Below are 24,211 nucleotides of genomic sequence, written 5' to 3' on the forward strand. Positions count from 1 at the left end.
TGCGCCGCGACGCACCATTCTCCATGACAAGACCCTGCATGACCGGCCAGGCAAGCCTCGCTTGGGCATGTTCGACATTTTTGGGAGTTCGGGTGAACCTGGAAACTAAGTGGTTGGAAGATTTCGTTGCGCTGTCCAATACCCGCAGCTTCTCCACCTCGGCTCGCCTGCGACACGTTACCCAGCCTGCGTTCAGCCGCCGCATCCGTGCGCTTGAGCAGGCCGTGGGCACTACGCTGGTCGACCGCTCGACGACCCCGGTCAGTCTGACGCCGGAGGGCCAGTTGTTCCTGGTCACCGCGCGCAACCTGACAGAGCAGCTGTCAGAGTGTCTCGCCCATCTGCGCGGGCTGGGCATGGCCAACGAGACCTTGGATATCGCGGCCGCGCATTCGCTGGCGCTGGCCTTCTTTCCCAAGTGGATCTCGCGTCTCCAGCAGGGCCTGGGAGAGTTGCCGACACGCCTGTCCGCGATGAATGTCGGCGACGCCATTCACTCGCTGCGCGAAGGCAACTGCGACTTGATGCTTGCCTATTACGACCCTTACGCCAGCATGCAGCTGGACGCCGAGGCCTTCCCATCCTTCTCGGTCGCCAAGGTCAACATGCTGCCGGTGTGCGTGCCGCTGGAGAATGGCGAGCCCCGCTTCCCGCTGACCGGGCAGAGCGAGACCAGCCAGGATGCGATTCCCTTGCTGTCCTATACCCAGGGGGCATTTCTGGGTCGCAGCGTGAAGATGCTTTTGAAGAATGATCCACTGCGCCTGCGCCTGCGCACCGTCTATGAGATGGCGATGGCCGAGGGCCTCAAGGGCATGGCCTTGCAGGGCGTCGGCATGGCGTGGATTCCGGATTTCTGCATTCGCGATGAGCTGGAGAGCGGCAAGCTGGTGCGCGCGGGCAACGAGGCGTGGGATATCCCGCTGGAGATTCGTCTCTATCGGTGTTCGCTGGTCCACAAGCCCGGCATCGACAAGCTGTGGAAACAGCTGATGAACTTGCCGCGCGACTTCCTCGAAGCCTGAGCCTTACCGGTGTATTGCTGGTTTAGTAGACCTGCGTGTCTCTTGACCGAAAACGGCAGCCCACTGGGCTGCCGTTTTCGTGTGTGGACCACATTCCAGCCGTCAGAAACCGCTCTGGCCCGCATGTAGGCCCAGGAAGTTCTGAATGATGTAGAAATGATCCTCGAAGAGGGTGTCGGGCTCCAGATCCGCCAGCGCGACCCAGCGTGCCTGCTCCTCGCTCTCGCCGCCGCTTCTGAGCTTGGGAAGCTGCTGCTCCGGTCGCAGGGCGAAGTAGAAGGCCTCTGCCAGGGTGCGCCCGCGCCAGCTGCGATGCGGTGCGTCAAACAGACGCTGACCGCGCAGAGAGCCACGCAAGACTGGTTCCGGCACCTTGAGGCGCACACGCTCCTTGAGCTCACGCAGACAAGCATCCAGCAGGCGCTCCTGGGGTTGCACGAAGCCGCCAGGCAGGGCGTAAAGCCCCTTGCCGGGTGCCGCGCGACGTGTGGTGAGCAGCACATGACCTGACTGCACCACCACGGCGTTGACCGTGATGAACAGTGGCGGGTAGGGCGCATCGCTCCAGGCGGCGCGATATTGCTCCAGCAGGCGACGTTCCTCGACCAGCCCTTGCCACGCGGTCTCCTCCAGGAAGCCATGCAGGTGCTGAGCCACCGGCGATGGCAGAAGCTCCCGTCCCTCGTTGTCCAGCCAATCCTCGGCGCGGGCGCGCTCGGTGAAGATGACCTCACGAATACGGCTGGCTTCCATCCCCTCGCGCAGCGGCACCGCTACCGACTCCCACTGCGGGAAGAGGCTCAGGTAGTAGCTTGTCTGGCTGTTGCTGTCACGACGATTGGCACCGATCAGTGCGATTCTTGGCATCCGGTTGGCCTGCGGACGTGCGATATCGCGTACCTTGCGCTGCACATCACGCACCCAGACATCGTCGTTGTACAGGGCATCCAGCAACGGCACGATTTCCAGGCGCGCATTGTCGGCATCGTCAAAGCAACTGCGGATCATGCGCGTGCGTTCGGAGAAGGTGAACGGGTTGCGCAGTGAACGTGCCTGCCAGGCAGAACCGACCAGCACGATGACCTGCCGCGCGAGGCGCAGGGCTTCTTCCATCACGGCAACATGGCCATGGTGCATGGGTTGGAAGCGACCGATGAAGACCAGGCAGTCGTACTGGGTGTCGGCGATCGCGGGAGAATCCTGAGTACGAAGCGTTGCAGCGGGTGCAGAGGGCAACGTTGTCGTCGAAGGCATGATGAGCTCCGTGGCAGGCAGGATGGGGCGGCTTATAAGGCGCTTGCCCAGTGAGATTCCGCTAGCGTATCAGATTATGTGCATGCGCCGAACGGCTCGCCATTCACTCTCGTCTGGTAAGGGGTATTCAAAAGTTTATCCCGTTATCTTGTTGAAGAAATTTCAATAACCCAGCAAACCTCGGTCTTCGGGGCATGGGGAGGCCGTTGCGGTAAAGGAGAGGCGCCAAAGAGGGGGAGGGAGCAAGGAGGAAAGGGGAAGTGAACAAGCGCGAATGCACAAACCGAGACAACGCCCGCCAGCAATGACGCTGACGGGCGTTGTCTCGGTTTGATGGCAGACCCAGGCGGGCCTGCCGGGCACCGGATCAGGACGCCTTGGCGGTCAGCACGTCGGTGATCCACTCGACGACCTTGTCGCCCTGGGCATTGACGCAGACGTCGACCAGCGGCGTCTGGGACCACTGGTTGCCGAGGAATTCGCGACCCTCAGGGGCGAACAGCGTCTGACCTTCGGCCAGGCCTTCGACTTCGACATTCAGGTGGCCGCGCTCGGTAGTGAACAGCTCCGGCTTCATCAGCCAGGCGAGGGCGCAGCTGTCGTGCGGGCAGCAACCATCGATGCCACGCGCTTCCTGATAGAAGGCCTTGTAGAACTGATAGCTGCCGGACAGCACTTCGCCGAGTGCGCCTTGCGAGACGCGGATGCGCTCGACATGGGCCGGAGACAGCACGCAGCGGTGCGTCGCATCGAGACCGACCATGGTCAGCGGCCAGCCGGCGGTCAGCACCTTGGCGGCGGCATGCGGGTCATTGAAGATGTTGGCTTCGGCGACCGGTGAGACGTTGCCGCCTTCACGGATGGAGCCGCCCATGATGACGACCTGCTTGACCTTGCTGATGATGCTCGGGTCCAGCTGCAGTGCGGTGGCCAGATTGCCCAGCGGGCCGACGGCGACGAGGGTGATCTCGCCCGGACGCGCATTGACCTGCTCGACGATGAACTGCGGTGCGCTGACGGACAGCGCCTTGCCCTTGGGCTCCGGGATCTCCATGTTGCCGAGACCATTGGCGCCGTGGATGTGCGCCGGCGCCGGGAACTTGTCCTTGACCAGCGGCTGGGCAGCGCCCTGGGCGACCGGAATCTCCTGGCCCGCCAGTTCGCCCAGCAGCAGGGCGTTGGAGGTGGCCGTCTCGATGGTAACGTTGCCGAAGGTGGTGGTCATGCCGAGGAATTCGATGTCCGGATGCGCCAGACAGATGGCAATCGCCTGGGCATCATCCACGCCCGGATCGGTATCAAAGATAATCGGTGTTTTCATGCTGACCTCGTGAAAGAAGTGACCTGCAATAAAGGGCGTTACGCCAACAGGGCGCCCATGAGGTGACACGGGCACGGCACGGGCCACGTGGTAGTGCCCCGTGCAGGTAGTTCAGTCGTTCAGAGACTTGTTGCTCGAAGACTCAGTTGCTCAGGACGTCGAGTGTCGGCCATTCGGCCAGGGCAGCGGCGACATCACTGGCCAGTGGAATGCTCGGCGCTGCGCCTTCGCGGCTCACGCACAGGGCAGAGGCGGTACTGGCACGACGCAGGCTTTCTTCGATGCTCTGGCCTTCGATCTGGCTTGCCAGGTAATAGCCGATGAAGGTGTCGCCCGCCGCGGTGGTGTCCACGGCATTGACGCGATGCGCCGGCAGCTGGATGTGCTGTTCCCCCAACTGGTAGCAGACGCCTTCACTGCCCAGCGTCATGACCACTTCGGTGTCAGGCAGACGAGTGTGCAGCGCGGCGAGCAGGGTGGCGACAGGCGCGCTCTCTTCCAGCTCGACCAGCTGTGCCGCTTCACCACGATTGAGGAACAGCACCTGGCAGTATTCCAGCGGCAGGCGCAGGACATCAGCCCCCATCGGGGCCGGATTGAAGGCGATCTTCATGCCCTTGGCATGTGCCAGCTCGATGACCTTGCCCAGTGCGTTGCACTCATTTTGCAGCAGCAGCCAATCTCCCTGTGTCACGCCGGAGAACAGTGTCGCCAGATGCTCATCGGTGAAACCGTGGTTGGCACCCGGATGCAGAATGATGCTGTTCTCGGCTTGGTCGTCCACCTGGATGATGGCGTGGCCACTGGCGCAGGCGCTCAGCTCGACCTGCGAGGTGATGACACCGGCGCTTTCCAGCGGCTCGAGTGCCCAGCGATCACTGTTGCCAAGGCGGCCCCAGTGCGTGACGTCGCCTCCGGCGCGCGCAAGCGCGAGCGACTGGTTGGCACCCTTGCCACCCAGTACCTGACGGTAGGAGAGACTCGCCAGGGTTTCACCCGGTCGTACCAGGTGAGGTACCCGATAGACGTGATCGATATTGATAGAACCGTAGTTGTAAAGCATGCAGCCTCCTTGGGGGCGAGCATCCTAGCAAAGCCTTGGCCGCCTGTCCCCAGTCGTATCACCAAGGTCTGACCTTTTGGTCATGATTAAGCGTTGAAGCTATTGGCCTCTTGGAACGCAAGAGAAAGTGCATACTGCCCGCATCTCGCTGGATTCAGGATAGTCGCCCATGTCGGAGTCGAAGCAACCCGCCGTCACGATCAAGAAGTGGGTCTGGCGAGCACTCTTCACCAGTACCATGATTCCATTGCTGTTGGTCGAGACCGCCCTGGTGGCGGTGTATTTCGTGTCCAATGAGAAGATTCGGGATGCCAACCTCAATTACCTGCAATCCCAGTCGAGCAGTGAGCTCAATCTGGCGATGCTACGTGAGGCCAAATCACTCAGCCAGCAACTGGAGCATGTCCAGAACCTGTCGCGCGGGCTCGGTGTCCAGGCAGGCGAGCTGGCCATGGGCGATGCCAGCTCTGGGGTAACGGCTCGCGAAATTGCCCGTCACGCAAGCCTGCCCAGCGGTGTCTGGGCCAGTCAGCAGACGGCAGACAATCAGGGCAGCGGCTTCTATCCCGCCTTGCCAGACTCCGGGCAGGACATCCCCCTGGCGCTGCGCATGACGGCGGTCGACCCGATCATGCGCAGTGTCGTATCTTCCAACTCGGCCGTGATCCAGTCCTTCACCACGATGGCCGACTGCTATGTCCGCCTTTTCCCCTATGTCGATCTGGCCTCGCTGGTGCCAGCCGACCACGATTGTCGGGACTTCTCCTTCTTCTATCTGGCCGCGCCAGAGGCAAATCCCTCGCGAAACACCATCTGGACCGATATCTACGAAGACCCGGCCGGCAATGGCTGGATGGCGTCGGCCGTCAGTCCCTTCTATTCCGAGCAGGGCGAATTTCTCGGCGTCGCCGGCGTCGACATGACCTTGGATGTGATCGTCAATCAGGTGCTGGCGATGGAGCTGCCCTGGCAGGGTTTCGCGATGCTGTTCGATGCCGAGGGACGCTCACTCGCCGTCCCGCGGGCCGGTGAGCAGTTGTTGTCGCTGCTGCCGCTGGAAATTCCCGATGCCAATGACCTCCAGAAAGAGGATGTCATTCGGCCCGCCCAGTTGGACCTGAAAGGTCATGATGTCTTCAAGGGACTCGCGCCCCGCATCCTCGAGCAGCGTCGTGGCCTGGAGAGCGTCAATGTGGCGGGAGCGCCCTACAAGGTGGCGTGGGAGCGCTTGCCGGGCAATGGCTGGATCATGTTGAGCATGGTCGAGGAGAGCGCAGTCTTCTTCCGTACCGCCGAGATCGGACGCAACTTCCAGCTGGTCGGCATGGCGCTGGTCGGTGGCCTGTTCTATTTCGCCTTCTTCATTCTCATGAGCTGGCGCACGCATCACATCAGCCGTCGCCTTTCGGTGCCGCTGGCCGAGCTGCGTGAGCGTCTGCACCGCATCGGCATGGGCGCGGAAATCGAGTCCGCGGGTGGCAGTGGCATCGTCGAGCTGGATGATGCCAACGCCACCGCCGAAGAGATGTATCAGCGGCTGCGCCAGACCCAGAAGGAATTGCAGTCCAGCGAGCGTCGCCTGCTGGATTCCCTCGAAGCAAGCGGCGATAGCCTGTGGGAAATGGACATTCCTGAACGCATCGTGCGCATCCATCCCAATCTCTGGAAGATGCTCGGCGCTTCGGGCCACGAGCCGTTGGCAATGCGCGAAATGGACTTCGATCGCTTGATTCACCCGGAGGATCTCGAGCAGGTACATGCGATCAGGCACAAGATCCTCACTACCTATGGCGAAAGCTTTGAGTGCCAGTACCGGATGCGTGCGCCGCAGGAAGAGGACCTTCAGCAGATCGAGGCGATGGGAATGAACGAAGCAGGCATGGAAGTCGGGACAAGCGAGGCTGGCGGTGTACAGAAGGGAGGTGCGCTAGAGGGCGACGACAAGTTGGGTGCAGAGCGAGCGATCGGCACCCGGTGGGTACTGTTGAGCTCACGCGGTCGTGTGGTGTCGTGGGACACTGAAGGCAATGCCCTCAAGGCGGCGGGCATGCATATCCGCATCCGTTGATGCTGACCACTCACGAAAAAGCCCCCGACTTGGCGTATATGCCGGTTCGGGGGCTTTTTCGTGACCTGCCGCTCGCACCTGCCGCTCGGCGTCAGTGGCTGGCGCAACGAGGGTGTGGCCGTGTCAGGCGTGTTCGTTCAGGAATGTCTCGATATTGGCCAGACTGAGATCGAGCATGTTCTGGCGCGCCTCCTGGCTGATCCAGGCATTGTGCGGCGTGACGATCAGGTTCAAGGGCGCACTCGCCGAATGATGCTGGCTTTCCAGGGCCGAGAGCAGCGAGTGGCCTTCACGTGGCGGTTCTTCCGGCAGGCTATCCACCGCCAGGCCGCCGAGTTGTCCGGTGGCCAGTGCCTCCAGCGCTGCGTCCTCATCGATGATGCCCCCGCGGGCGCAATTGACCAGCAGTGCACCTGGCTTCATGGCGGCAAGCGCCTGCTCATCGATCAGATGCTGTGTCTCTGGGGTCAGCGGGCAGTGCAGGCTGATGGCGTCAGCCTGGGGCAGCAGGCTTTCCAGCGCGGGGCGCTCGGCGGTGGGGGCGGTGCCCGGTCGGGCGGCAAAGGTCACGCGCATGCCGAACGCCTCGGCCAGCCTGCCCACCGCAGTGCCCAGCTCTCCCTTGCCGATGATGACCAGATGCTTGCCGGACAGCTGCACCACGGGGCGGCCCATCAGACAGAAAGTCGGACTGCATTGCCACTCGCCCGCGGCGATGTCGGTCTGGTACTCCGGCAGGCGGCCTGCCAGTGCCAGCAGCAGCATCCAGGTGTGCTGCGCCACCGAATGAGTGCCGTAGGCATTGACGTTCATGACCCGAATGCCACGTGCTTCGGCGGCCGCCATGTCGATATTGTTGGTGCCGGTCGCCATTACCGCGATCAGCTTGAGGGTCGGCAGCTCATCCATGTGGTGCGCCTCGATGCGTACCTTGTTGACCAGCACGATGGAGGCACCTCTCAGTCGTGGCACCACTTCCTCGGGTGCGGTGGCGTCATGACAGACCAATCCTTCCAGACGGGCCTCGAGGCGCGAGAAGTCCAGTCCGTCACCGACGGAGCCGGCATCGAGCATGACAGCCTGCGGGGCGCCGGTGGACGAGGCGGGCTCACAGTGAGAGGAAGCGGGCATGGAAGAACGAGAGGGAGACTGCGCAGTACGATCGTGATCGGACATAGGTGCCTCATGATGGCGTAGGAAAACAGACAGGAAGACATAAAGGCTGGCCCGGAAATGACGAATACGTAGCGTCTGGGCCGGTTTGTGCTTGGGTGTTGCCCCGCACGGGGCCGAGCACGCTATAATGTGCCCCTTTCGCTTTGACTTGAAAGCCGCTCAACTGGCCTTATTGTAGGCGTCTCTTGCTGATGCTTGCGAAAGCTCTCATGTTGGGGCCGCAGGTGCGCTGAACGCAAGACGCGCCGCAAGGCATAACATTGTCATGGTTCACGGTGCTCAGACAGCCCCGTGACCAGTATCGTCAGGAAAGAAAACCATGCCGATCTATGAATACCACTGCAAGGCCTGTGGCCATCGGATGGACAAGTTGCAGAAGATCAGCGCTGCGCCGCTGACGGAGTGTCCGGAGTGCAAGACGGACCAGCTCGAGAAGCTGGTCTCCGCCGCCGGGTTCCGTCTGGCAGGCAGTGGCTGGTACGAGACGGATTTCAAGTCCGGCAGCAAGAAGAATCTGGCCGGTGGTAGCGACAGCACCGCCTGATACAGCTGGGATAGTGCGTCAGGCATCAGCGTGATGAGGGTCAAGGGCGCCCAACGGGTACCCTTGACCCTCATCGCCAACGGCAGGCCCTCTGAGACAGATGCGCATCAGCGCGTCGATCATGAATTTGAGCAACAAGGAATCAACATGCGCAGCCACTATTGCGGCAAACTGAACGAGACCCTGATCGATCAGGATGTCACTCTGTGCGGGTGGGTGCACCGCCGTCGCGACCACGGTGGCGTCATCTTCCTCGACATGCGCGACCGTGATGGCATTGCCCAGATCGTCGTCGATCCGGACACCGTCGATGCCTTCGCCACTGCCGACAAGGCGCGCAGCGAGTTCGTGCTGCGTATCAAGGGCCGTATCCGTCTGCGCCCGGAAGGCACCCAGAACCCGAACATGCCGACAGGCATGATCGAAGTGCTGGCCAAGGACGTCGAAGTGCTCAACACCGCACAGACGCCGCCGTTCCAGCTCGACGACCACAACAAGGTCGGTGAGGAAGTTCGCCTCAAGTATCGTTATGTCGACCTGCGTCGTCCCGACATGATCGAGAAGCTGCGTCTGCGCTCGCGCATCACTCACAGCGTGCGCGCCCAGCTCGAAGCCCTGGGCTTCCTCGACATCGAAACCCCGATCCTGACACGTGCCACCCCGGAAGGTGCACGTGACTATCTGGTGCCGAGCCGCACCTACGCCGGCAGCTTCTTCGCGCTACCGCAGTCTCCGCAGCTGTTCAAGCAGCTGCTGATGGTCGCCGGTGTCGATCGTTACTATCAGATCGCCAAATGCTTCCGTGATGAAGACCTGCGTGCTGACCGTCAGCCGGAGTTCACCCAGATCGACCTCGAAGCCAGCTTCGTCGACGAGCAGGACATCATGGGCATGACCGAGACCATGATCCGTGGCCTCTACAAGGAAGTGCTCGATGTCGAGCTGGGTGACTTCCCGACCATGCCGTACTCCGAGGCCATCAGTCGCTTCGGTTCCGACAAGCCGGACCTGCGTATCCCGCTGGAACTGGTCGATGTCGATGACTTGATGAGCGGCGTGGACTTCAAGGTCTTCTCCGGTCCAGCCAAGGACGACAAGGGCCGTGTCGCCGCGCTGCGTGTGCCGGGCGGTGCCAGCCTGTCACGCAAGGAAATCGACGCCTACACCAAGTTCGTCGGGATCTACGGTGCCAAGGGGCTGGCGTGGATCAAGGTCAACGAACGTGCCAAGGGCGTCGAGGGGCTGCAGTCGCCGATCGTCAAGTTCATGGAAGACGTCGTGGATGACGTGTTGGACCGCTGTGGCGCCGTCGATGGCGACATCGTGTTTTTCGGTGCTGACAAGGCCAACATCGTGGCCGAGGCCATCGGTGCGCTGCGCGTCAAGCTGGGCGAAGACCTCAACCTCTACACCCGCGAATGGGCGCCGCTGTGGGTCGTCGACTTCCCGATGTTCGAAGCCGATGCCAACGGCCGCCTGAGCGCGCTGCACCACCCGTTCACCGCGCCGTCCTGCACGCCGGAAGAGCTCAAGGCCAACCCGGAAGCGGCACTGTCTCGCGCCTACGACATGGTCATCAACGGTACCGAGCTGGGTGGCGGCTCCATCCGTATCCACGATCAGGCCATGCAGCGTACTGTGTTTGAAGTGCTGGGTATCGGTGAAGAAGAAGCGGAAGAGAAGTTCGGCTTCCTGCTCGACGCCCTGAAGTTCGGCGCGCCGCCCCACGGTGGCCTGGCCTTTGGTCTCGACCGCCTGGTGATGCTGATGACCGGCGCCAAGACCATTCGTGAAGTGATTGCCTTCCCGAAAACCCAGAGCGCCGGCTGCATGATGACCGACGCCCCGGGCGTAGTCAGCAGTGAGCAGCTCAAGGAGCTGAACATCCGTCTGCGTCAGAAGGTCAAGGTCGAGGACGAAAGCGGTCAGGCCTGATTCAGCGGCGCATGACCGAGAGAGTGACTGGTGGGGCCGTCTGGACTGATTCGATCAGACAAGGGCGGTTCCGCGGTGGCGGGTTTGCCCCTGTGGCCTGATAGACTAGGGGGCGAGCAAGCCCGACAAGGCGGTGCGAGACTGTTTGCTGGCGTTCACGTCAGGCAATGACAGTGTCGCACCGCCTTTTTTGTGGCATGGTGGCTGGTTATATACACAGTAAGAGCGATGGCGCGATGATGAAAGCGAAGGTGGAAGGTGTGAGAGACGAGGCGGCAGCATGATCATTCTTGGCATCGACCCGGGCTCACGTCTGACCGGGTATGGGGTTCTGGATGTCTCTGCGGCTCAGCCTCGCTATGTGGACAGTGGCTGCATCCGCATGTCACAGGTCAGCCTGGATCAGCGTCTGGCGCAGATCTATGCCGGCATCAGCGAGGTGATCGCCCTGCATCGCCCCGCGGAATTCGCCATCGAGCAGGTCTTCATGTCCAAGAACGCCGATTCGGCGCTCAAGCTGGGTCAGGCGCGCGGGGCTGCCATCGTGTGTGCAGCCAACCACGGCTTGCCGGTATTCGAGTACGGCCCGCGGCAGATCAAGCAGGCCGTGACCGGTACCGGTGCCGCCGAGAAGTCTCAGGTGCAGCATATGATCACGCATACGCTCAAGCTCTCCGCCACGCCACAGGCCGATGCCGCCGATGCGCTGGCCATCGCCTTGACGCATTGTTTTACGCGTCGACGCCTGACGCCCGGCAATGACCAGCTGGAAGCCTTGGGGCTGGGGAATACCAGTCGACGCAAGGGAACCCGCGTGCGACGTAGCAGCAGCTGGCGAGACTTCGAGCCTGACGCCTGACATGCCGCTGAGCGACAAATGCGGTATTGTGCTCAATTAGTAGCGATTTTTCAGTCACTTGTAGAGTGTCTGCCGAGCCTGGCAGCAGCCGATTGCGTGATGCGCCAAGCCGCGCGGCATCAGGCTTCGGGTCCTCACCCAAGGTATGACTGTCAGAAAGATGCGACAAATTCGTCGTGACACTGGGACATGCCGCCTGCGCTTCATCTTTGGTAGGCTTGCCCGCATTGTAACAATCCGTGCAGAGAATCGGGTCTGCGAGCAGCACGATCCCACCGAACACGTTCTCTGCCGAGCAAGGACAGCCGCAACATGATTGGACGCCTGACCGGGACATTGCTGGAAAAACAACCGCCGCAGCTGGTGCTTGACGTACAGGGTGTCGGTTATGAACTGGAAGCTTCGATGAACACCCTGTTGGGCTTGCCGGCCGTGGGCGAGCATTGTCAGCTTTACACCCACTTGGTGGTGCGCGAAGACGCGCAGTTGCTGTATGGCTTCGGCAAGGAGCCCGAGCGTCGTCTGTTCCGTGAATTGATCAAGATCTCCGGTGTCGGCCCGCGTCTGGCGCTGGCGATTCTGTCGGGAATGGAGCAGTCCGATTTCATTCGCTGTGTTCACGACGAAGATAGCCGAGCGCTGACACGACTGCCGGGCGTCGGCAAGAAGACAGCGGATCGACTGATCATCGAGATGCGCGATCGCCTCAAGCATTGGACGCTGCCGGCGGATGATGGCCTTGATGAAATGGCGCGTGCTTCCCAGCCACAACCGCCGGTCACCCATCCTCTGGCGGATGCCGAAGCCGCACTGGTGTCTCTGGGCTACAAGCCTGTCGAGGCGGCCAAGATGCTCTCCGGGCTCGAGACTGGCGCCTCCACGGAAGCGCTCATCAAGGCGGCGCTGGCGCGCAAGATGGCCAGCTGAGGCCCCGCCGGAGCAGCAAACATGCACCCTATAGTTTCCGTGAAGGAAACGGTGCATCGTGATTGGATTTATTGACTAGGGATTGGCAGGTTACTGGGGTAGAAAGTGCGCGCTTGAACGAAGATGCGCTAGATCGTTGCACCGCCCTGGCCAACCTTGCCACCTGCCACTGACGCATGTTCATGGCCCATGATCCGCGCCATGTGCGTGACCTGCGTCATCAGGAGTTGAGCAAGCATCATGATGGAGTCGGACCGACTGATCTCCGCGGCGACGCATGATCCGGAAGAGCGGATCGATCGCGCCAACCGGCCACGCACGCTGAGTGACTACATCGGACAGCCCATCGTCCGCGAGCAGATGGAAATCTTCATCAGTGCCGCACGAGGACGAGGCGACAGTCTGGATCACACCCTGGTCTTTGGCCCACCCGGTCTCGGCAAGACGACGCTGGCGCACATCATCGCCAGCGAGATGAGTGTCGATATCAAGTCGACCTCCGGGCCGGTGCTGGAACGGGCAGGGGATCTGGCAGCGATGCTGACCAACCTGCAGGAAGGCGATGTCCTGTTCATCGACGAGATTCACCGCCTGTCACCGGCCGTCGAGGAGGTGCTCTATCCGGCGATGGAAGATTACCAGCTCGACATCATGATCGGTGAAGGGCCCGCGGCCCGCTCGATCAAGCTTGAACTGCCACGATTTACCCTGGTGGGCGCGACGACGCGCGCGGGGCTGCTGACGGCGCCACTGCGCGATCGCTTCGGCATCGTTCAACGCCTCGAGTTCTACGATATCGAGTCACTCACCGACATCGTGGCGCGCAGTGCCAGGCTTTCCGGCATGGAAGTCGAGATGGAAGGGGCGCTGGAGATTGCGCGTCGCTCCCGCGGCACGCCGCGTATCGCCAATCGCCTGCTGCGCCGGGTGCGTGACTTCGCCGAAGTGCGCTCGGATGGCCGCTTGACGCTGGAAGTGGCCGACAAGGCACTCAACATGCTCAACGTCGACAGTCACGGCCTGGATCATATGGACCGTCGACTGCTGTTGGCGATGATCGAGAAGTTCGATGGCGGGCCGGTCGGGGTCGATTCACTGGCGGCGGCCATCGGGGAAGAGCGCGATACCATCGAGGATGTGCTGGAGCCCTATCTGATTCAACAGGGCTTCATGATGCGCACGGCGCGCGGGCGTCTGATCACACGCTCGGCCTATCTGCACTTCGGGATCACCCCACGTGAAGAGCAGGCACGGCTGGGACAGGAAGGAAATGATGCGTCATGACATCTGAAGACGCTGGAAATACGTTGAAGGGGGAAGCTGCATGTTTTCACCACACTGTGCGCGTCTACATCGAGGATACTGATGCCGGTGGCATCGTCTACTACGTAAATTATCTGCGCTTCATGGAACGTGCGCGCAGTGAATGGTTGCGTGCTAAGGGCTTCACGCAGCAAGCCTTGCTTGAAAAAGGCATTCAGTTGGTAGTACACAGTGTAACAAATCGTTATCTTCGTCCTGCGCACCTGGATGACCTGCTGACCGTGACGGCAACGGCAGGCGCCTTGCGCGGTGCACGCTTGACGTTCACCCAGAAGGCGCTGCGCGGTGAGCAGATCTTGAGCGAAGCGGAAGTCGTGATTGCTTGCGTCGATGCCACGACCTTGCGCCCCAGGCGCTGGCCCGGGGAATTGCTCGCGGCTCTTGAGGTCTGAGACCACAAGGCGCGATGAGGCCGCTGTCAGCCAGGCACAGAGACGCCAGGCTGATGAACAGATTATTTATCGTGTCACTGAGTGACGGTGGCACAGACTGAACCAAGTAAAGAGGGATTTCCGTGGAAGATTCGATGTCGATCATTTCGCTGTTCGCGAACGCCAGTCTGGTCGTTCAGGCAGTCATGTTGCTGTTGCTGGCAGCTTCCATTGCATCCTGGGTGGTGATCTTTCAGCGCGGGATGGCATTGTCCCGTGCCAAGCAGGCTTACGCGGTCTTTGAAAAGCGCTTCTGGTCCGGGGTCGACCTCAATCACCTCTATCGTGAATTGCCGGCAGATGAAGAATCCACCCCGGGGGCCCATGGCGTATTCCGTGCCGGCTTCCGCGAGTACAGCCGCCTCAAGCCCAAGTCCAGCAATGCCGATGCGGTGATGGATGGCGTACAACGCAGCATGCGCGTCACGCTGTCACGTGAAGAAGAGCGCCTCAACGTGCACCTGCCATTTCTGGCCACGGTCAGCTCCGTCAGCCCCTATGTCGGTCTGTTCGGAACCGTGTGGGGCATCATGGGCTCCTTCCAGGCACTGGGTACGGCTCAGCAGGCAACTCTGACCACCGTTGCCCCCTGGATTGCCGAAGCACTTGTCGCGACTGCCATGGGCCTGTTCGCCGCCATCCCGGCCGTCATCTTCTACAACCGTCTGGCGAGTCGTGCTGATCAGCTGCTGGGTCGCTATGAAGATTTCGCCGAAGAGCTTCACTCCATTCTGCATCGTAATCTGCACGGTCGTGGCAGCAACGACGCTTGAAGGGAGGCGAGTCAATGAAAGGACCGTATAGCAGAGGCCACAAGCGCAAGCTGTCCTCCGAGATCAATGTGGTGCCCTTCATCGACGTCATGTTGGTGTTGCTGGTCATCTTCATGATCACCGCGCCGATGATGACGCAGGGGGTTCAGGTCGAATTGCCCAAGGTCACTTCAAAGCCGATCGACAACCCCGACGATGTGACACCGCTGATCGTCTCGCTGGATGACAGTGGCAATTACTACATCGACCTGGGATCGGATGAAGACAAGCGCACTCCGGTGGCACTGGATGAACTGGGCAGCAAGGTCGCCGCCATCGTGGCCGAGAAGCCCAAGACGCCCGTGCTGGTGAAAGGTGCCAAGACAGCGCCCTATGGCGATGTCATGGGACTGATGAGTACGCTGCAAGGTGCCGGTGTTCCCAATGTCGGGCTGATTTCAGAACCGCCGAATGAGGGCTGATGAATGAGTCAGCCAGAGATTGAAAAACGGGTCGGGTTGGGATTGCCTGTCGTGCTTGCCGTTGGCCTGCACTTGGGCATCCTGATTCTGACTCTGGTGAGTTGGCCAGAATCCGAACCGGAGAAGACCAACACCACCATCGTCAACGCGACACTGGTCAGTACCGAGACCACGACCAATCAGGCCCAGCAGGCGAAGTCCAGCAAGGCGCGTGATGCGGCCGAAGAATCGGATCAACGCCAGAGCGCCAAGGAAGAGGCGGCCAGAGAGGCAGAGCTTGTAGCGGAACAGCAACGCAGCGCCGCCGAGGAAAAGGCGGCTGTCCAGAAGGCGCAACAGCAAAAGGCGGCTGAGCAGGCTAAGGCGGCTGAGCAGTTGAGGACTGAGCAGGCGGCTGCCGAAAAGGCCAAGGCAGAAGCGGCCAGGCGTGCAGAGGAAGCCAAGGCGATTGCCCTTGATCGCAAGAAGGCCGAAGCGGAAAAGCAGGCCAAGGCCGATGCCTTGAAGAAGGCTGAAGCCGAAAAGGCTGCCAAGGCCAAGGCTGAAGCCGAAAAGGCTGCCAAGGCCAAGGCGGAAGCCGAAAAGGCTGCCAAGGCCAAGGCCGAAGCCGAAAAGGCCGCCAAGGAAAAAGCCGCAGAAGAAGCGCGCAAGAAAGCGGAAGCCGAAAAGGCAGCCAAGGCCAAGGCAGCAGCGGAGAAGGCCGAGAAGGAAAAGGCAGCCAAGGCCAAGGCGGCGGAAGAAGCGCGCAAGAAAGCGGCCGCTGAGGCCGCACGCCAGAAGGCGCTTGCCGAGAAAGCGGCGCAGGCCTCTGCCGGCTCGCTGGATAGCCTGATAGACAGTGAAAGCGACGCCATCAGCGGCGCCAAACAGGCCGCTCAGGCAGCCAACAGCTTCGAGAGTCTGCTCAAGAAGTATGTCGGACAGAATTGGAATCGGCCCTCGGGCTCCGTTCCCGGTATGACGGTCACGCTGAGAGTGTCATTGTTGCCGACAGGCGAATTGGTGTCGGCTGCGGTCAGCAAGAGCAGTGGTAACGCCGCCTTCGATCGCTCCGCGGTTCAGGCGATCCAGAAAGCAGCGCCGTTTACCGAGATGCAGGACCTGCCGGCTGGTGCCAAGAGCCAGTTCCGAAACTTCAACCTGTACTTCAATCCAGAGGACCTGGGCCGATGAGACGATTGACCGCATGGATGATGGCAGCCGCCTTGCTGGCAGTGACCAGCCTGGCAAGAGCTAACCTGACCATCGAGATCACCAAGGGCAATGACAGCGCCACACCTATCGCTGTCGTGCCGTTCGAGAATCTGACCGGGGGAAGTCTGCCGCAGGACCTCGCACGTATCATCTCCGATGATCTGGCGCGCAGTGGCCAGTTCGACCCGATCAAGCGCGACAATCTGATCGCGTTGCCGGGCACGACGCAGGACGTCTTCGTCAATGACTGGAAGCGCCTAGGGGCCAGTTACCTCGTGGTGGGGCAGGTAAAGTCGGCCAGCAATGGTGGTTATAGCATCCAGTATGAGCTGATGGACGTGCTGGGCAACAAGCGCATGCTTGGCGAAGTCATCACCGGAAGCAATGGTGAGCTGCGCGCGCGTGGCCATTATATGAGCGATGAAATATTTGAGGAAATCACTGGAATTCGCGGTGCTTTCTCGACAAAAATCGCATACATTACCGCCAATGGTGTTGGCGACAATATTCGTTTTGCCCTGTACGTGGCGGATTCAGATGGCCACAATAGTCAGGAGATTCTGGCCTCCGATGAACCGATCATGTCACCGGCATGGTCGCCGGATGGCAAGAAGCTGGCCTATGTCAGTTTTGAAGCCGAACGTCCCGCTATCTATGTGCAGGAATTGGGCAGTGGTCGTCGTGCAAAACTGACAGGTTTCCGAGGTATCAATGGTGCTCCGGCCTGGTCACCGGATGGACGTAAACTGGCAATGGCATTGTCAAAGGATGGCCAGCCGGAAATCTATGTGATGGATATTGCCAGCCGTCAGTTCCAGCGTCTGACCAACAATTCTGCGATCGATACCGAACCGGATTGGTTGCCAGATGGCAGCGGTATGGTGTTCACCTCTGATCGTGCAGGCTCCCCACAGATCTATCGACTTGATCTGTCCGGCGGCACGGAGCGTGTGACATATACCGGCAATTACAACTCCCGCGGGCGCATCTCACCCGATGGAGAGAACCTGTTCATGATCAACCGCGCAGGCAACGGTTATCAGGTTGCCAAGCAAGATCTGAAGAGCGGTCGGGTTACCTCCCTGACCGATAGTCAGTGGGATGAATCACCAAGTGTTGCGCCGAATGGCACTATGGTGATATATGCCACTCAGCAAGGAACCCGCGGGGTCCTGGGCCAGGTGTCGGCAGACGGAAGGGCACAATTCTCCCTGCCGTCAGCACAAGGCGACGTGCGTGAACCTGCGTGGTCGCCGTTCCTGAACTAAACCACTAGAATGCAACTGAGCCTCCAAGAAAGGCTTGGCATTCGTACCCATTAGAGCAAGGAGTTTCACAATGCAGTTCACCCCGTATGCAAAAGGTCTGTTGGTTGCCCTGTCCCTGAGCGTGATGGCAGGTTGTTCCAGCAGCGGCGGCGCTCAGGACGGCGACATGGATTCAGCCAACAGCGGTGCGAACACTGCCGGCATGAATACTGGTGCCAACACCAACGCCAACCAGATGAGCAACGCCACCATGCCTGACGTGCGTACCATCTACTTCGCCTTCAACAAGGACACCATCCGTCCTGAGTTTGAAAGCGTCCTGATGGGTCACGCTCAGTACCTGAAAGCCAACACCAGCGCCAATGTCGTTCTGGAAGGCCACGCTGATGAGCGCGGTACTCGTGAATACAACCTGGGTCTGGGCGAGCGTCGTGCCAAGTCTGTCGCACGCTTCCTGACTGTCCAGGGCGTGTCTCCGTCACAGATCGAGATCGTCTCCTACGGTGAAGAGCGTCCGGCAGTCCAGGGCCACGGCGAGTCTTCCTATGCCAAGAACCGTCGTGTGGTCTTCGACTACTAAGCACGGTTCATCTCCGCGACTCTCTCATGAGGCGTGGAGACGCTAGAAACTTGTGTTGAGCTGGCCCGGGCAAGAGGCGTGACCTTGAACCCCGGGCTTGCTTGCGCGATACCATGATGATTCGGCGGAGCCGACAGCATGAAACACAGCCTGAAAGGGTTGTTCGGTGCGGGAGCCTTGTTGCTCCCGTTGTCCGTTTTGGCCGCACCGACGGTCGAGGACCTCACTGGGCAATCAAACTCGCTCTATCAGCAGGCCAATACTCGTTTGAGTGGCGGCGGCACCCTGACCCTTCTCAATCAACTCGACGAACAGGCACAGGAAATTGCCCGACTTCGCGGTCGAATCGATGAGCTGGAATACCAGTTCAAGCGCCTGACCGAGATGTCACAGCAACGCTACCTGGATCTGGAGCAGCGGGTTTCTGGTGGCGCTTCCGCCGGGGAGAACGGTCAGGTTGTCGATTCACAGGCAGCAGCGGCAGTCACTGGCGGCGCAAGTGCCGGTGGTACAGCCAGCACCAATGGCGTCAGCAATGCCGACAGCGGTGCAGCTGCTCAGAAGGAATACGAGAATGCCTTCGCCAAGGTTCAGTCTCGCGACTTCGACGGTGCCATTGTCGCCTTTGAAGCTTTCGTGGTGGACCATGGGGATTCCAATCTAGCAGCCAATGCACATTATTGGCTGGGCGAGCTGTATTCGGCCAAGAACCAGCTGGATGCTTCCGCCCAGGCCTTCGAGACTGTAATCAGCGAATTCTCGCAATCCAGCAAGGTGCCGGATGCGATGTACAAGCTGGGACTGGTCAAGGCGCGTCAAGGCAAGGCGCAGGAAAGTCGCTCCTTGCTCGAGAAGCTGGTCCAGCAGCATCCGGACAGCAAGGCTGGCACCATGGCCAAGGACTTCCTGTCCTCCGGCGCCTGAGTGCCCGTGGCCATTGGCCATCTGTATTCCGCAAAGCCCGCGCTTGGTATTCTACCAGGTGCGGGCTTTGTCTTATGTGGCGCTCGGCGCCTCATGCCATCGGCAGGCGACCCGAGTGCGCTTCATTCGATTCATGTGGCCAAGCAAGTATTGTCGGTGAAGAGGCAGTGACTCTCATCGGCGTTGACGACAGATCTCAGACAGGGATATCACCATGGCAGAGTGCAAGATCGACTATCAGGCCCCGGACGACATGCTGAAAGGGCGGATCATTCTGGTGACCGGGGCGGGGTCCGGCATTGGGCGTGAAGCGGCAGTCGAATATGCGCGTCATGGGGCTACGGTGATATTGCTGGGCAGAACCATTGCCAAGCTGGAAGAAGTCTATGACGAGATCGAGGCCTTGGGAGCACCACAGCCGGCCATCTATCCGCTCAACTTCGAAGGGGCTTCGCTAAAGGATTATCAACAGATGGCTGACACCCTGCACTGCGAGTTCGGTCGACTGGATGGTCTGCTGCACAACGCTAGCCTGCTGGGCAAGATCACTCCGTTCGAGCAGTATGATCCGGCGCTGTGGGAGCAGGTCATGCAGGTCAATATCAATGGTCCCATCTGGATGGTCCAGGCGTTGCTGCCATTGCTCAAGGCCTCGAAGGATGCCTCCGTCGTGCTGACAAGCTCCAGTGTCGGGCGCAAGGGGCGTGCCTTCTGGGGCGCCTACAGTGTCTCCAAGTTCGCCACGGAAGGCTTCTCGCAGATGCTGGCTCAGGAACTGGAGAATACCAGTCAGGTGCGGGTCAATACGCTCAATCCCGGTGGCACGCGGACTCCGATGCGCAAGTCGGCGTTTCCGGCCGAAGACCCCGATACCCTGCGCACGCCCGCCGACATCATGCCGACCTATCTGTGGTTGATGGGGCCGGACAGTCGTGGTCGTACCGGCGAGATGTTCGATGCCCAACCGCCGAAAACCTGAGCCTTGGTCGATTATCAACTCTTCATCGGGTGACGCCGCCAGACGTGTCATTCGACGTACTCTACAACAAGAACGCCGATGGCTTTGGCCGTCGGCGTTCTTGTGTCTGGCTGCTTGTGTCTACCTCTGGGCCATTCTCTTTCGAGAACTGGATCGTGCGAGCTGTGTCCGTATCGCTCGGTCAGCGCAGACCTGCTGCCCGAAGCGCGGCATTGATGACTTCTTCCGAGGTGTCAAACCACACATCGGCTGGCCAGGCGTCCACATCGTCACCCTCACGGACATAGCCGTAGCGCACCGCGACCGCCAGCATGCCCGCCGCGCGCGCCGCCTGCATGTCACGGTCATGATCCCCCAGGTACCAGCATTCGGGAGCATCGACGCCGAGGCAGCGCGCCGCCTCCCACAGAGGCTCTGGATGCGGCTTCTTGACCGGCAGGTCATCGGCACACAGCAGGCAGCGGGGCGTAAGCTCGAGCGCGGCGATCAGCGGCTCGGCGAACTGACGGGGCTTGTTGGTCACGATGCCCCACGGCAGGCCTGCGCGCTGACAGATCTCGATCAGGGTGTCATAGCCCGGGAACAGCACACTGTGCGCCGCGACATCGCGAGCATAGAACTCCAGCAGACGAGTGCGCTCGGCAGCATGCTCGGGATGGTCGAGCTCATGCCCCAGGGCAAGGGTCACCAGTGCACTGCCACCGTGGGAGACTTCGGCACGGATCACCTCGTACTCCAGGGGGGGGAGACCGTGATGCTGACGCAGCTCATTAGTGGCGCGCGCCAGGTCCGGCGCGGTGTCCACCAGGGTGCCATCGAGATCGAAGATCAAGGCGGCGGGACGAGGTAGCGCTGCCGGCAGGCTCACGCAAGCTCTTCCTCTGTGGGGCGACGGGTGTGCATCAGGTAGTTGACCGACAGGTCGGAGGCATTCAGGCGATATTTGCGCGTCAGCGGGTTGTAGGTCATTCCGGTGGAGCCTTCCATCTTGAGGCCCGCATCACGTGTCCAGCGACCCAGCTCGGCCGGACGGATGAACTTGCGATACTCGTGGGTGCCACGCGGCAGCATCTGCAGCACATATTCCGCGCCGAGAATCGCGAAGGCATACGCCTTGGGATTGCGGTTGATGGTCGAGAAGAACACCATGCCGCCGGGCTTGACCAACCGTGCGCAGGCCGCGATCACCGAGGATGGGTCTGGCACGTGCTCGAGCATTTCCAGACAGGTGACGACGTCGAACTGGCCGGCCATCTCTTCTGCAGCGGCTTCGGCGGTGGTCTGGCGATAGTCCACCTCGACACCGGACTCCAGTTGGTGCAGGCGGGCAACGGAAAGTGGTGCCTCACCCATGTCGATACCCGTCACCTGGGCACCACGATGCGCCATGGCTTCGGAGAGAATGCCGCCGCCGCAGCCGACGTCGATCACGCGCTTGCCTGCCAGGCCAGCGTGGGTGTCGATATAGTCGACCCGCAACGGATTGATGTCATGCAGCGGCTTGAATTCACTGTCACGGTCCCACCAGCGACTGGCCAATGCCGAGAACTTGGCGATCTCGCTGGCATCGACATTGCCCAGATGGTCCTGGGGCTGAGCATCTTGCTGGGTGTCGTTATCGCTCATCTTTGCATCCTTACCGTTACGGAAGTGCTGTTCGGGAGGTGTCAGGCCTGTACAGGCACCTTACCCTCGGGCACGATTCCACCATTCTAATCCGACTGCCGTCGCGGGTCAGCGTCCAGCGCAAAAAACTCATCATGACGGGCACTTGCGTTACGATGGGGCAGGACGTCGCGCCACGCGCGATGGCCAGTCGTCATTATTGTCATGTAGCAACGGGGAGTGGTCATGAGCCTGGTTCCGATTCGCTGGGTAAGCCAGCAGGAGTGTGCATCGCGGGAAGAAGACCCGGCAGTAGTCCAGCCCGATGCCCGCGCTGGCGTCACTCATGATGTCACTTCTGATGTCACTCAGCCGGCGGTGAAGCTTGCGTTGCTCGACCAGCGCCTGCTGCCGGGTGAAACTCGCGAGGTGCTGCTTGAGGATGCACGCGGGGTCGCGACTGCCATTACCGACATGGTGGTTCGCGGTGCACCGGCCATCGGGATCGCCGCCGCCTATGGCGTGGCGCTGGAGGCTTTCGTCATCAACCGCGAGGGCGGCGACTGGCCGTCACGCCTGGCCAGTGCCTGTGATGTGCTGGCTGCCTCGCGCCCTACAGCGGTGAACCTGTTCTGGGCGCTGGATCGCATGCGCAAGGTGATTGCCGCACACGCCACCCAATCGCAGGCCCCGTATGAAGCGTTGCTGAAGGAAGCCGTGCGCATTCATGAGCAGGATATGGACGACAATCTGCGCATGGCCGAGTTTGGTGCCCAGGTGATTGCGGCCTCCCTTGCGCAAGGCGAGACACGGTGCGAGGTCATGACCCACTGCAATACCGGCGCGCTTGCCACCGGGGGCCACGGCACGGCGTTGGGCGTGATCCGTACCGCCTACGCTCAGGGCATTCTTGGCCGTGTGCATGTCAACGAAACACGCCCCTGGTGGCAAGGCTCTCGCCTGACGGCGTGGGAGCTGGTGCAGGAGCAGATCCCCGCGCGGCTGGCCGTGGAAGGCGCAGCCTCGTTGATCATGCAGCAGGGGGCCCGGACGCCGGAGGGGGTGCGCTGGTTGATCGTCGGCGCGGACCGCATCGCCGCCAACGGCGACACGGCCAACAAGATCGGCACCTTCTCGCTGGCCGTTCAGGCGCGTGCCCACGGCATCAAGGTCATGGTTGTGGCCCCTCTGGCCACGTTCGATGGCACCCTGGCCAGTGGCGCGGACATCCCCATCGAAACGCGTGACGCCTCCGAGCTGCGTGAGGCGGGCGGACGCCAGATCGCGCCGCAGGACATCGATGTCTTCAACCCGGTCTTTGATGTCACACCGCATGAGTATATTGATGCCATCGTCACGGAACATGGCGTGGTAGAGTCGCCCGATAGTGACAGTGTTGGTGCGCTGCTCGGCCGCGCCATGCGCCGTTGATGGCGATCCAGCAAGCGGTAGCGCTTGGCAAGCCTCGGATAGTGCAGGAATTTCGCACTCCTTGATCAAACTGGCATAATCCCTGCCTATGATGAAGGATGGTCGTTGATTGGCTTCGACGTCAGTAACCCGGTGGAGGCCCTTCGACGGACTTCATCACGACATAGACACAAGGAAGACGCTACATGATACGCAAGGCTGTTCTGCCTGTTGCCGGTCTCGGCACACGTTGCCTCCCGGCCTCCAAGGCCATCCCCAAGGAAATGATCACCATCGTCGACAAGCCGGTGATCCAATATGTGGTGGAAGAAGCGGTCGCAGCCGGTATCAAGGAAATCGTGCTGGTTACCCATTCCAGCAAGAATGCCATCGAGAACCACTTCGACAAGCACTTCGAGCTGGAAACCACCCTGGAAGCCAAGGGCAAGCTCGAGCTGCTCGAACAGCTGCGTAACATCATCCCGGATGACGTCAAGATCATCAGCGTGCGCCAGCCGGAGCCGTTGGGCCTGGGCCACGCCGTGCTGTGTGCCAAACCGATCGTCGGTGATGAGCCGTTCATCGTCATGCTGCCGGACGTGCTGGTTGATGGCGAAGGGCTCGAGAAGAATGACCTGGCGCGCATGATGGAGGCCTATGAAGCCACCAACGCCGCCCAGATCATGGTCGAGAATGTTCCGCAGGACATGGCCTACAAGTACGGTATCGTCGCGATCGACGGTGACACGCCGGAAGCCGGCAAGTCCGCCCTGATCAATGGCATGGTCGAAAAGCCGGCCCCGGGCACCGAGCCGTCGACCCTGGCGGTCATCGGCCGTTATCTGTTGCCGGGCCGTATCTTCGAGCTTCTGGAGAACACTCCGCCGGGCGCGGGTGGTGAGATCCAGCTGACCGATGCCATCGACACTCTGCGTGACGACAAGGCCGTCGCGGCCTACCGCATGGCCGGTGACACCTACGATTGCGGCCACCAACTGGGCTATCTGGAAGCCACTCTTTCCTTCGCCAAGCGTCACCCGACCTTCGGTGAAGGCTTCCGCGAGCTGCTGACTCGCTACCAGGAGAAATAA

At 60.9% G+C, this 24,211-nt stretch carries 23 protein-coding genes; 17 read left to right on the plus strand and 6 right to left on the minus strand.

Features of this window, described 5'->3' with window-relative positions; translation table 11 throughout:
- Positions 1-92 precede the first annotated feature (92 nt).
- Complete coding sequence (locus FLM52_08835) at positions 93-1,025, plus strand: LysR family transcriptional regulator (GenBank protein NVN55890.1); 933 nt, start codon at positions 93-95, stop codon at positions 1,023-1,025.
- Positions 1,026-1,127: 102 nt separating this feature from the next.
- On the opposite strand, the gene FLM52_08840 is transcribed toward FLM52_08835, so the two are convergent.
- From FLM52_08840 to FLM52_08850, 3 genes are all read right to left on the minus strand, one after another.
- Complete coding sequence (locus tag FLM52_08840; GenBank protein ID NVN55891.1) at positions 1,128-2,279, minus strand: bifunctional nicotinamide-nucleotide adenylyltransferase/Nudix hydroxylase; 1,152 nt, start codon at positions 2,277-2,279, stop codon at positions 1,128-1,130.
- A gap of 367 nt (positions 2,280-2,646) precedes the next feature.
- Positions 2,647-3,600: a nucleoside hydrolase gene (locus FLM52_08845; protein ID NVN55892.1), complete on the minus strand. Its 954-nt coding sequence runs from the start codon at positions 3,598-3,600 to the stop codon at positions 2,647-2,649.
- Between the two features lie 142 nt (positions 3,601-3,742).
- Complete coding sequence (locus FLM52_08850; GenBank protein NVN55893.1) at positions 3,743-4,663, minus strand: ribokinase; 921 nt, start codon at positions 4,661-4,663, stop codon at positions 3,743-3,745.
- 169 nt (positions 4,664-4,832) lie between these two features.
- On the opposite strand from FLM52_08850, the gene FLM52_08855 reads away from it, so the two are divergent.
- Positions 4,833-6,731, plus strand: coding sequence for a hypothetical protein (locus tag FLM52_08855; GenBank protein ID NVN55894.1), 1,899 nt, complete (start codon positions 4,833-4,835; stop codon positions 6,729-6,731).
- Between the two features lie 123 nt (positions 6,732-6,854).
- Here FLM52_08855 and FLM52_08860 read toward each other — a convergent pair whose 3' ends face one another.
- Complete coding sequence (locus FLM52_08860) at positions 6,855-7,862, minus strand: D-2-hydroxyacid dehydrogenase (protein ID NVN55895.1); 1,008 nt, start codon at positions 7,860-7,862, stop codon at positions 6,855-6,857.
- 364 nt (positions 7,863-8,226) lie between these two features.
- Here FLM52_08860 and FLM52_08865 point away from each other — a divergent pair, with 364 nt between their 5' ends.
- The 13 genes from FLM52_08865 to FLM52_08925 all read left to right on the plus strand — a co-directional run bounded on the left by FLM52_08865 (position 8,227) and on the right by FLM52_08925 (position 20,105).
- A complete protein-coding gene (locus FLM52_08865; GenBank protein ID NVN55896.1) occupies positions 8,227-8,451 on the plus strand; it encodes a zinc ribbon domain-containing protein in 225 nt (74 codons plus the stop codon).
- A gap of 147 nt (positions 8,452-8,598) precedes the next feature.
- Complete coding sequence (gene aspS, locus FLM52_08870) at positions 8,599-10,386, plus strand: aspartate--tRNA ligase (protein NVN55897.1); 1,788 nt, start codon at positions 8,599-8,601, stop codon at positions 10,384-10,386.
- 280 nt (positions 10,387-10,666) lie between these two features.
- Positions 10,667-11,245, plus strand: coding sequence for a crossover junction endodeoxyribonuclease RuvC (ruvC, locus tag FLM52_08875; protein NVN55898.1), 579 nt, complete (start codon positions 10,667-10,669; stop codon positions 11,243-11,245).
- A gap of 312 nt (positions 11,246-11,557) precedes the next feature.
- A complete protein-coding gene (gene ruvA, locus FLM52_08880; protein NVN55899.1) occupies positions 11,558-12,172 on the plus strand; it encodes a Holliday junction branch migration protein RuvA in 615 nt (204 codons plus the stop codon).
- A 240-nt stretch (positions 12,173-12,412) separates the two neighbouring features.
- Positions 12,413-13,456 (plus strand): Holliday junction branch migration DNA helicase RuvB, encoded by a 1,044-nt coding sequence (gene ruvB / locus FLM52_08885; protein ID NVN55900.1) that lies wholly within the window; start codon positions 12,413-12,415, stop codon positions 13,454-13,456.
- Positions 13,453-13,887 (plus strand): tol-pal system-associated acyl-CoA thioesterase, encoded by a 435-nt coding sequence (ybgC, locus tag FLM52_08890; GenBank protein NVN55901.1) that lies wholly within the window; start codon positions 13,453-13,455, stop codon positions 13,885-13,887. Before ruvB ends, ybgC begins: the two co-directional genes overlap by 4 nt.
- 134 nt (positions 13,888-14,021) lie before the next feature.
- A complete protein-coding gene (tolQ, locus tag FLM52_08895; protein NVN55902.1) occupies positions 14,022-14,699 on the plus strand; it encodes a protein TolQ in 678 nt (225 codons plus the stop codon).
- A 14-nt stretch (positions 14,700-14,713) separates the two neighbouring features.
- Positions 14,714-15,160 (plus strand): protein TolR, encoded by a 447-nt coding sequence (tolR, locus tag FLM52_08900; protein ID NVN55903.1) that lies wholly within the window; start codon positions 14,714-14,716, stop codon positions 15,158-15,160.
- 3 nt (positions 15,161-15,163) lie between these two features.
- Positions 15,164-16,333 carry a cell envelope integrity protein TolA gene (tolA, locus tag FLM52_08905; GenBank protein ID NVN55904.1) on the plus strand — a complete coding sequence of 390 codons (1,170 nt, stop codon included), beginning with the start codon at positions 15,164-15,166 and terminating at the stop codon, positions 16,331-16,333.
- Positions 16,330-17,622, plus strand: a complete 1,293-nt coding sequence (tolB, locus tag FLM52_08910) for a Tol-Pal system protein TolB (protein ID NVN55905.1) — start codon at positions 16,330-16,332, stop codon at positions 17,620-17,622. The genes tolA and tolB overlap by 4 nt, the downstream gene beginning before the upstream one ends.
- A gap of 70 nt (positions 17,623-17,692) precedes the next feature.
- Positions 17,693-18,202, plus strand: coding sequence for a peptidoglycan-associated lipoprotein Pal (pal, locus tag FLM52_08915; GenBank protein NVN55906.1), 510 nt, complete (start codon positions 17,693-17,695; stop codon positions 18,200-18,202).
- A gap of 138 nt (positions 18,203-18,340) precedes the next feature.
- Positions 18,341-19,126, plus strand: a complete 786-nt coding sequence (ybgF, locus tag FLM52_08920; protein ID NVN55907.1) for a tol-pal system protein YbgF — start codon at positions 18,341-18,343, stop codon at positions 19,124-19,126.
- A gap of 214 nt (positions 19,127-19,340) precedes the next feature.
- Positions 19,341-20,105, plus strand: coding sequence for a YciK family oxidoreductase (locus FLM52_08925; GenBank protein NVN55908.1), 765 nt, complete (start codon positions 19,341-19,343; stop codon positions 20,103-20,105).
- Positions 20,106-20,286: 181 nt separating this feature from the next.
- Here the strand turns inward: FLM52_08925 and FLM52_08930 are convergent, their stop codons facing one another.
- Both FLM52_08930 and ubiG read right to left on the minus strand, forming a co-directional pair.
- Positions 20,287-20,967, minus strand: a complete 681-nt coding sequence (locus FLM52_08930) for an HAD-IA family hydrolase (GenBank protein NVN55909.1) — start codon at positions 20,965-20,967, stop codon at positions 20,287-20,289.
- Positions 20,968-20,969: 2 nt separating this feature from the next.
- On the minus strand, positions 20,970-21,686 hold the full coding sequence (ubiG, locus tag FLM52_08935; GenBank protein ID NVN55910.1) for a bifunctional 2-polyprenyl-6-hydroxyphenol methylase/3-demethylubiquinol 3-O-methyltransferase UbiG: 717 nt from the start codon (positions 21,684-21,686) through the stop codon (positions 20,970-20,972).
- A 270-nt stretch (positions 21,687-21,956) separates the two neighbouring features.
- On the opposite strand from ubiG, the gene mtnA reads away from it, so the two are divergent.
- Both mtnA and galU read left to right on the plus strand, forming a co-directional pair.
- Complete coding sequence (gene mtnA / locus FLM52_08940) at positions 21,957-23,141, plus strand: S-methyl-5-thioribose-1-phosphate isomerase (GenBank protein NVN55911.1); 1,185 nt, start codon at positions 21,957-21,959, stop codon at positions 23,139-23,141.
- 185 nt (positions 23,142-23,326) lie between these two features.
- Entirely contained in the window at positions 23,327-24,211 is an 885-nt protein-coding gene (gene galU, locus FLM52_08945) for a UTP--glucose-1-phosphate uridylyltransferase GalU (protein NVN55912.1), read from the plus strand.

It is taken from the genome of bacterium Scap17 (genome assembly GCA_013376735.1).
Lineage (GTDB): Bacteria > Pseudomonadota > Gammaproteobacteria > Pseudomonadales > Halomonadaceae > Cobetia.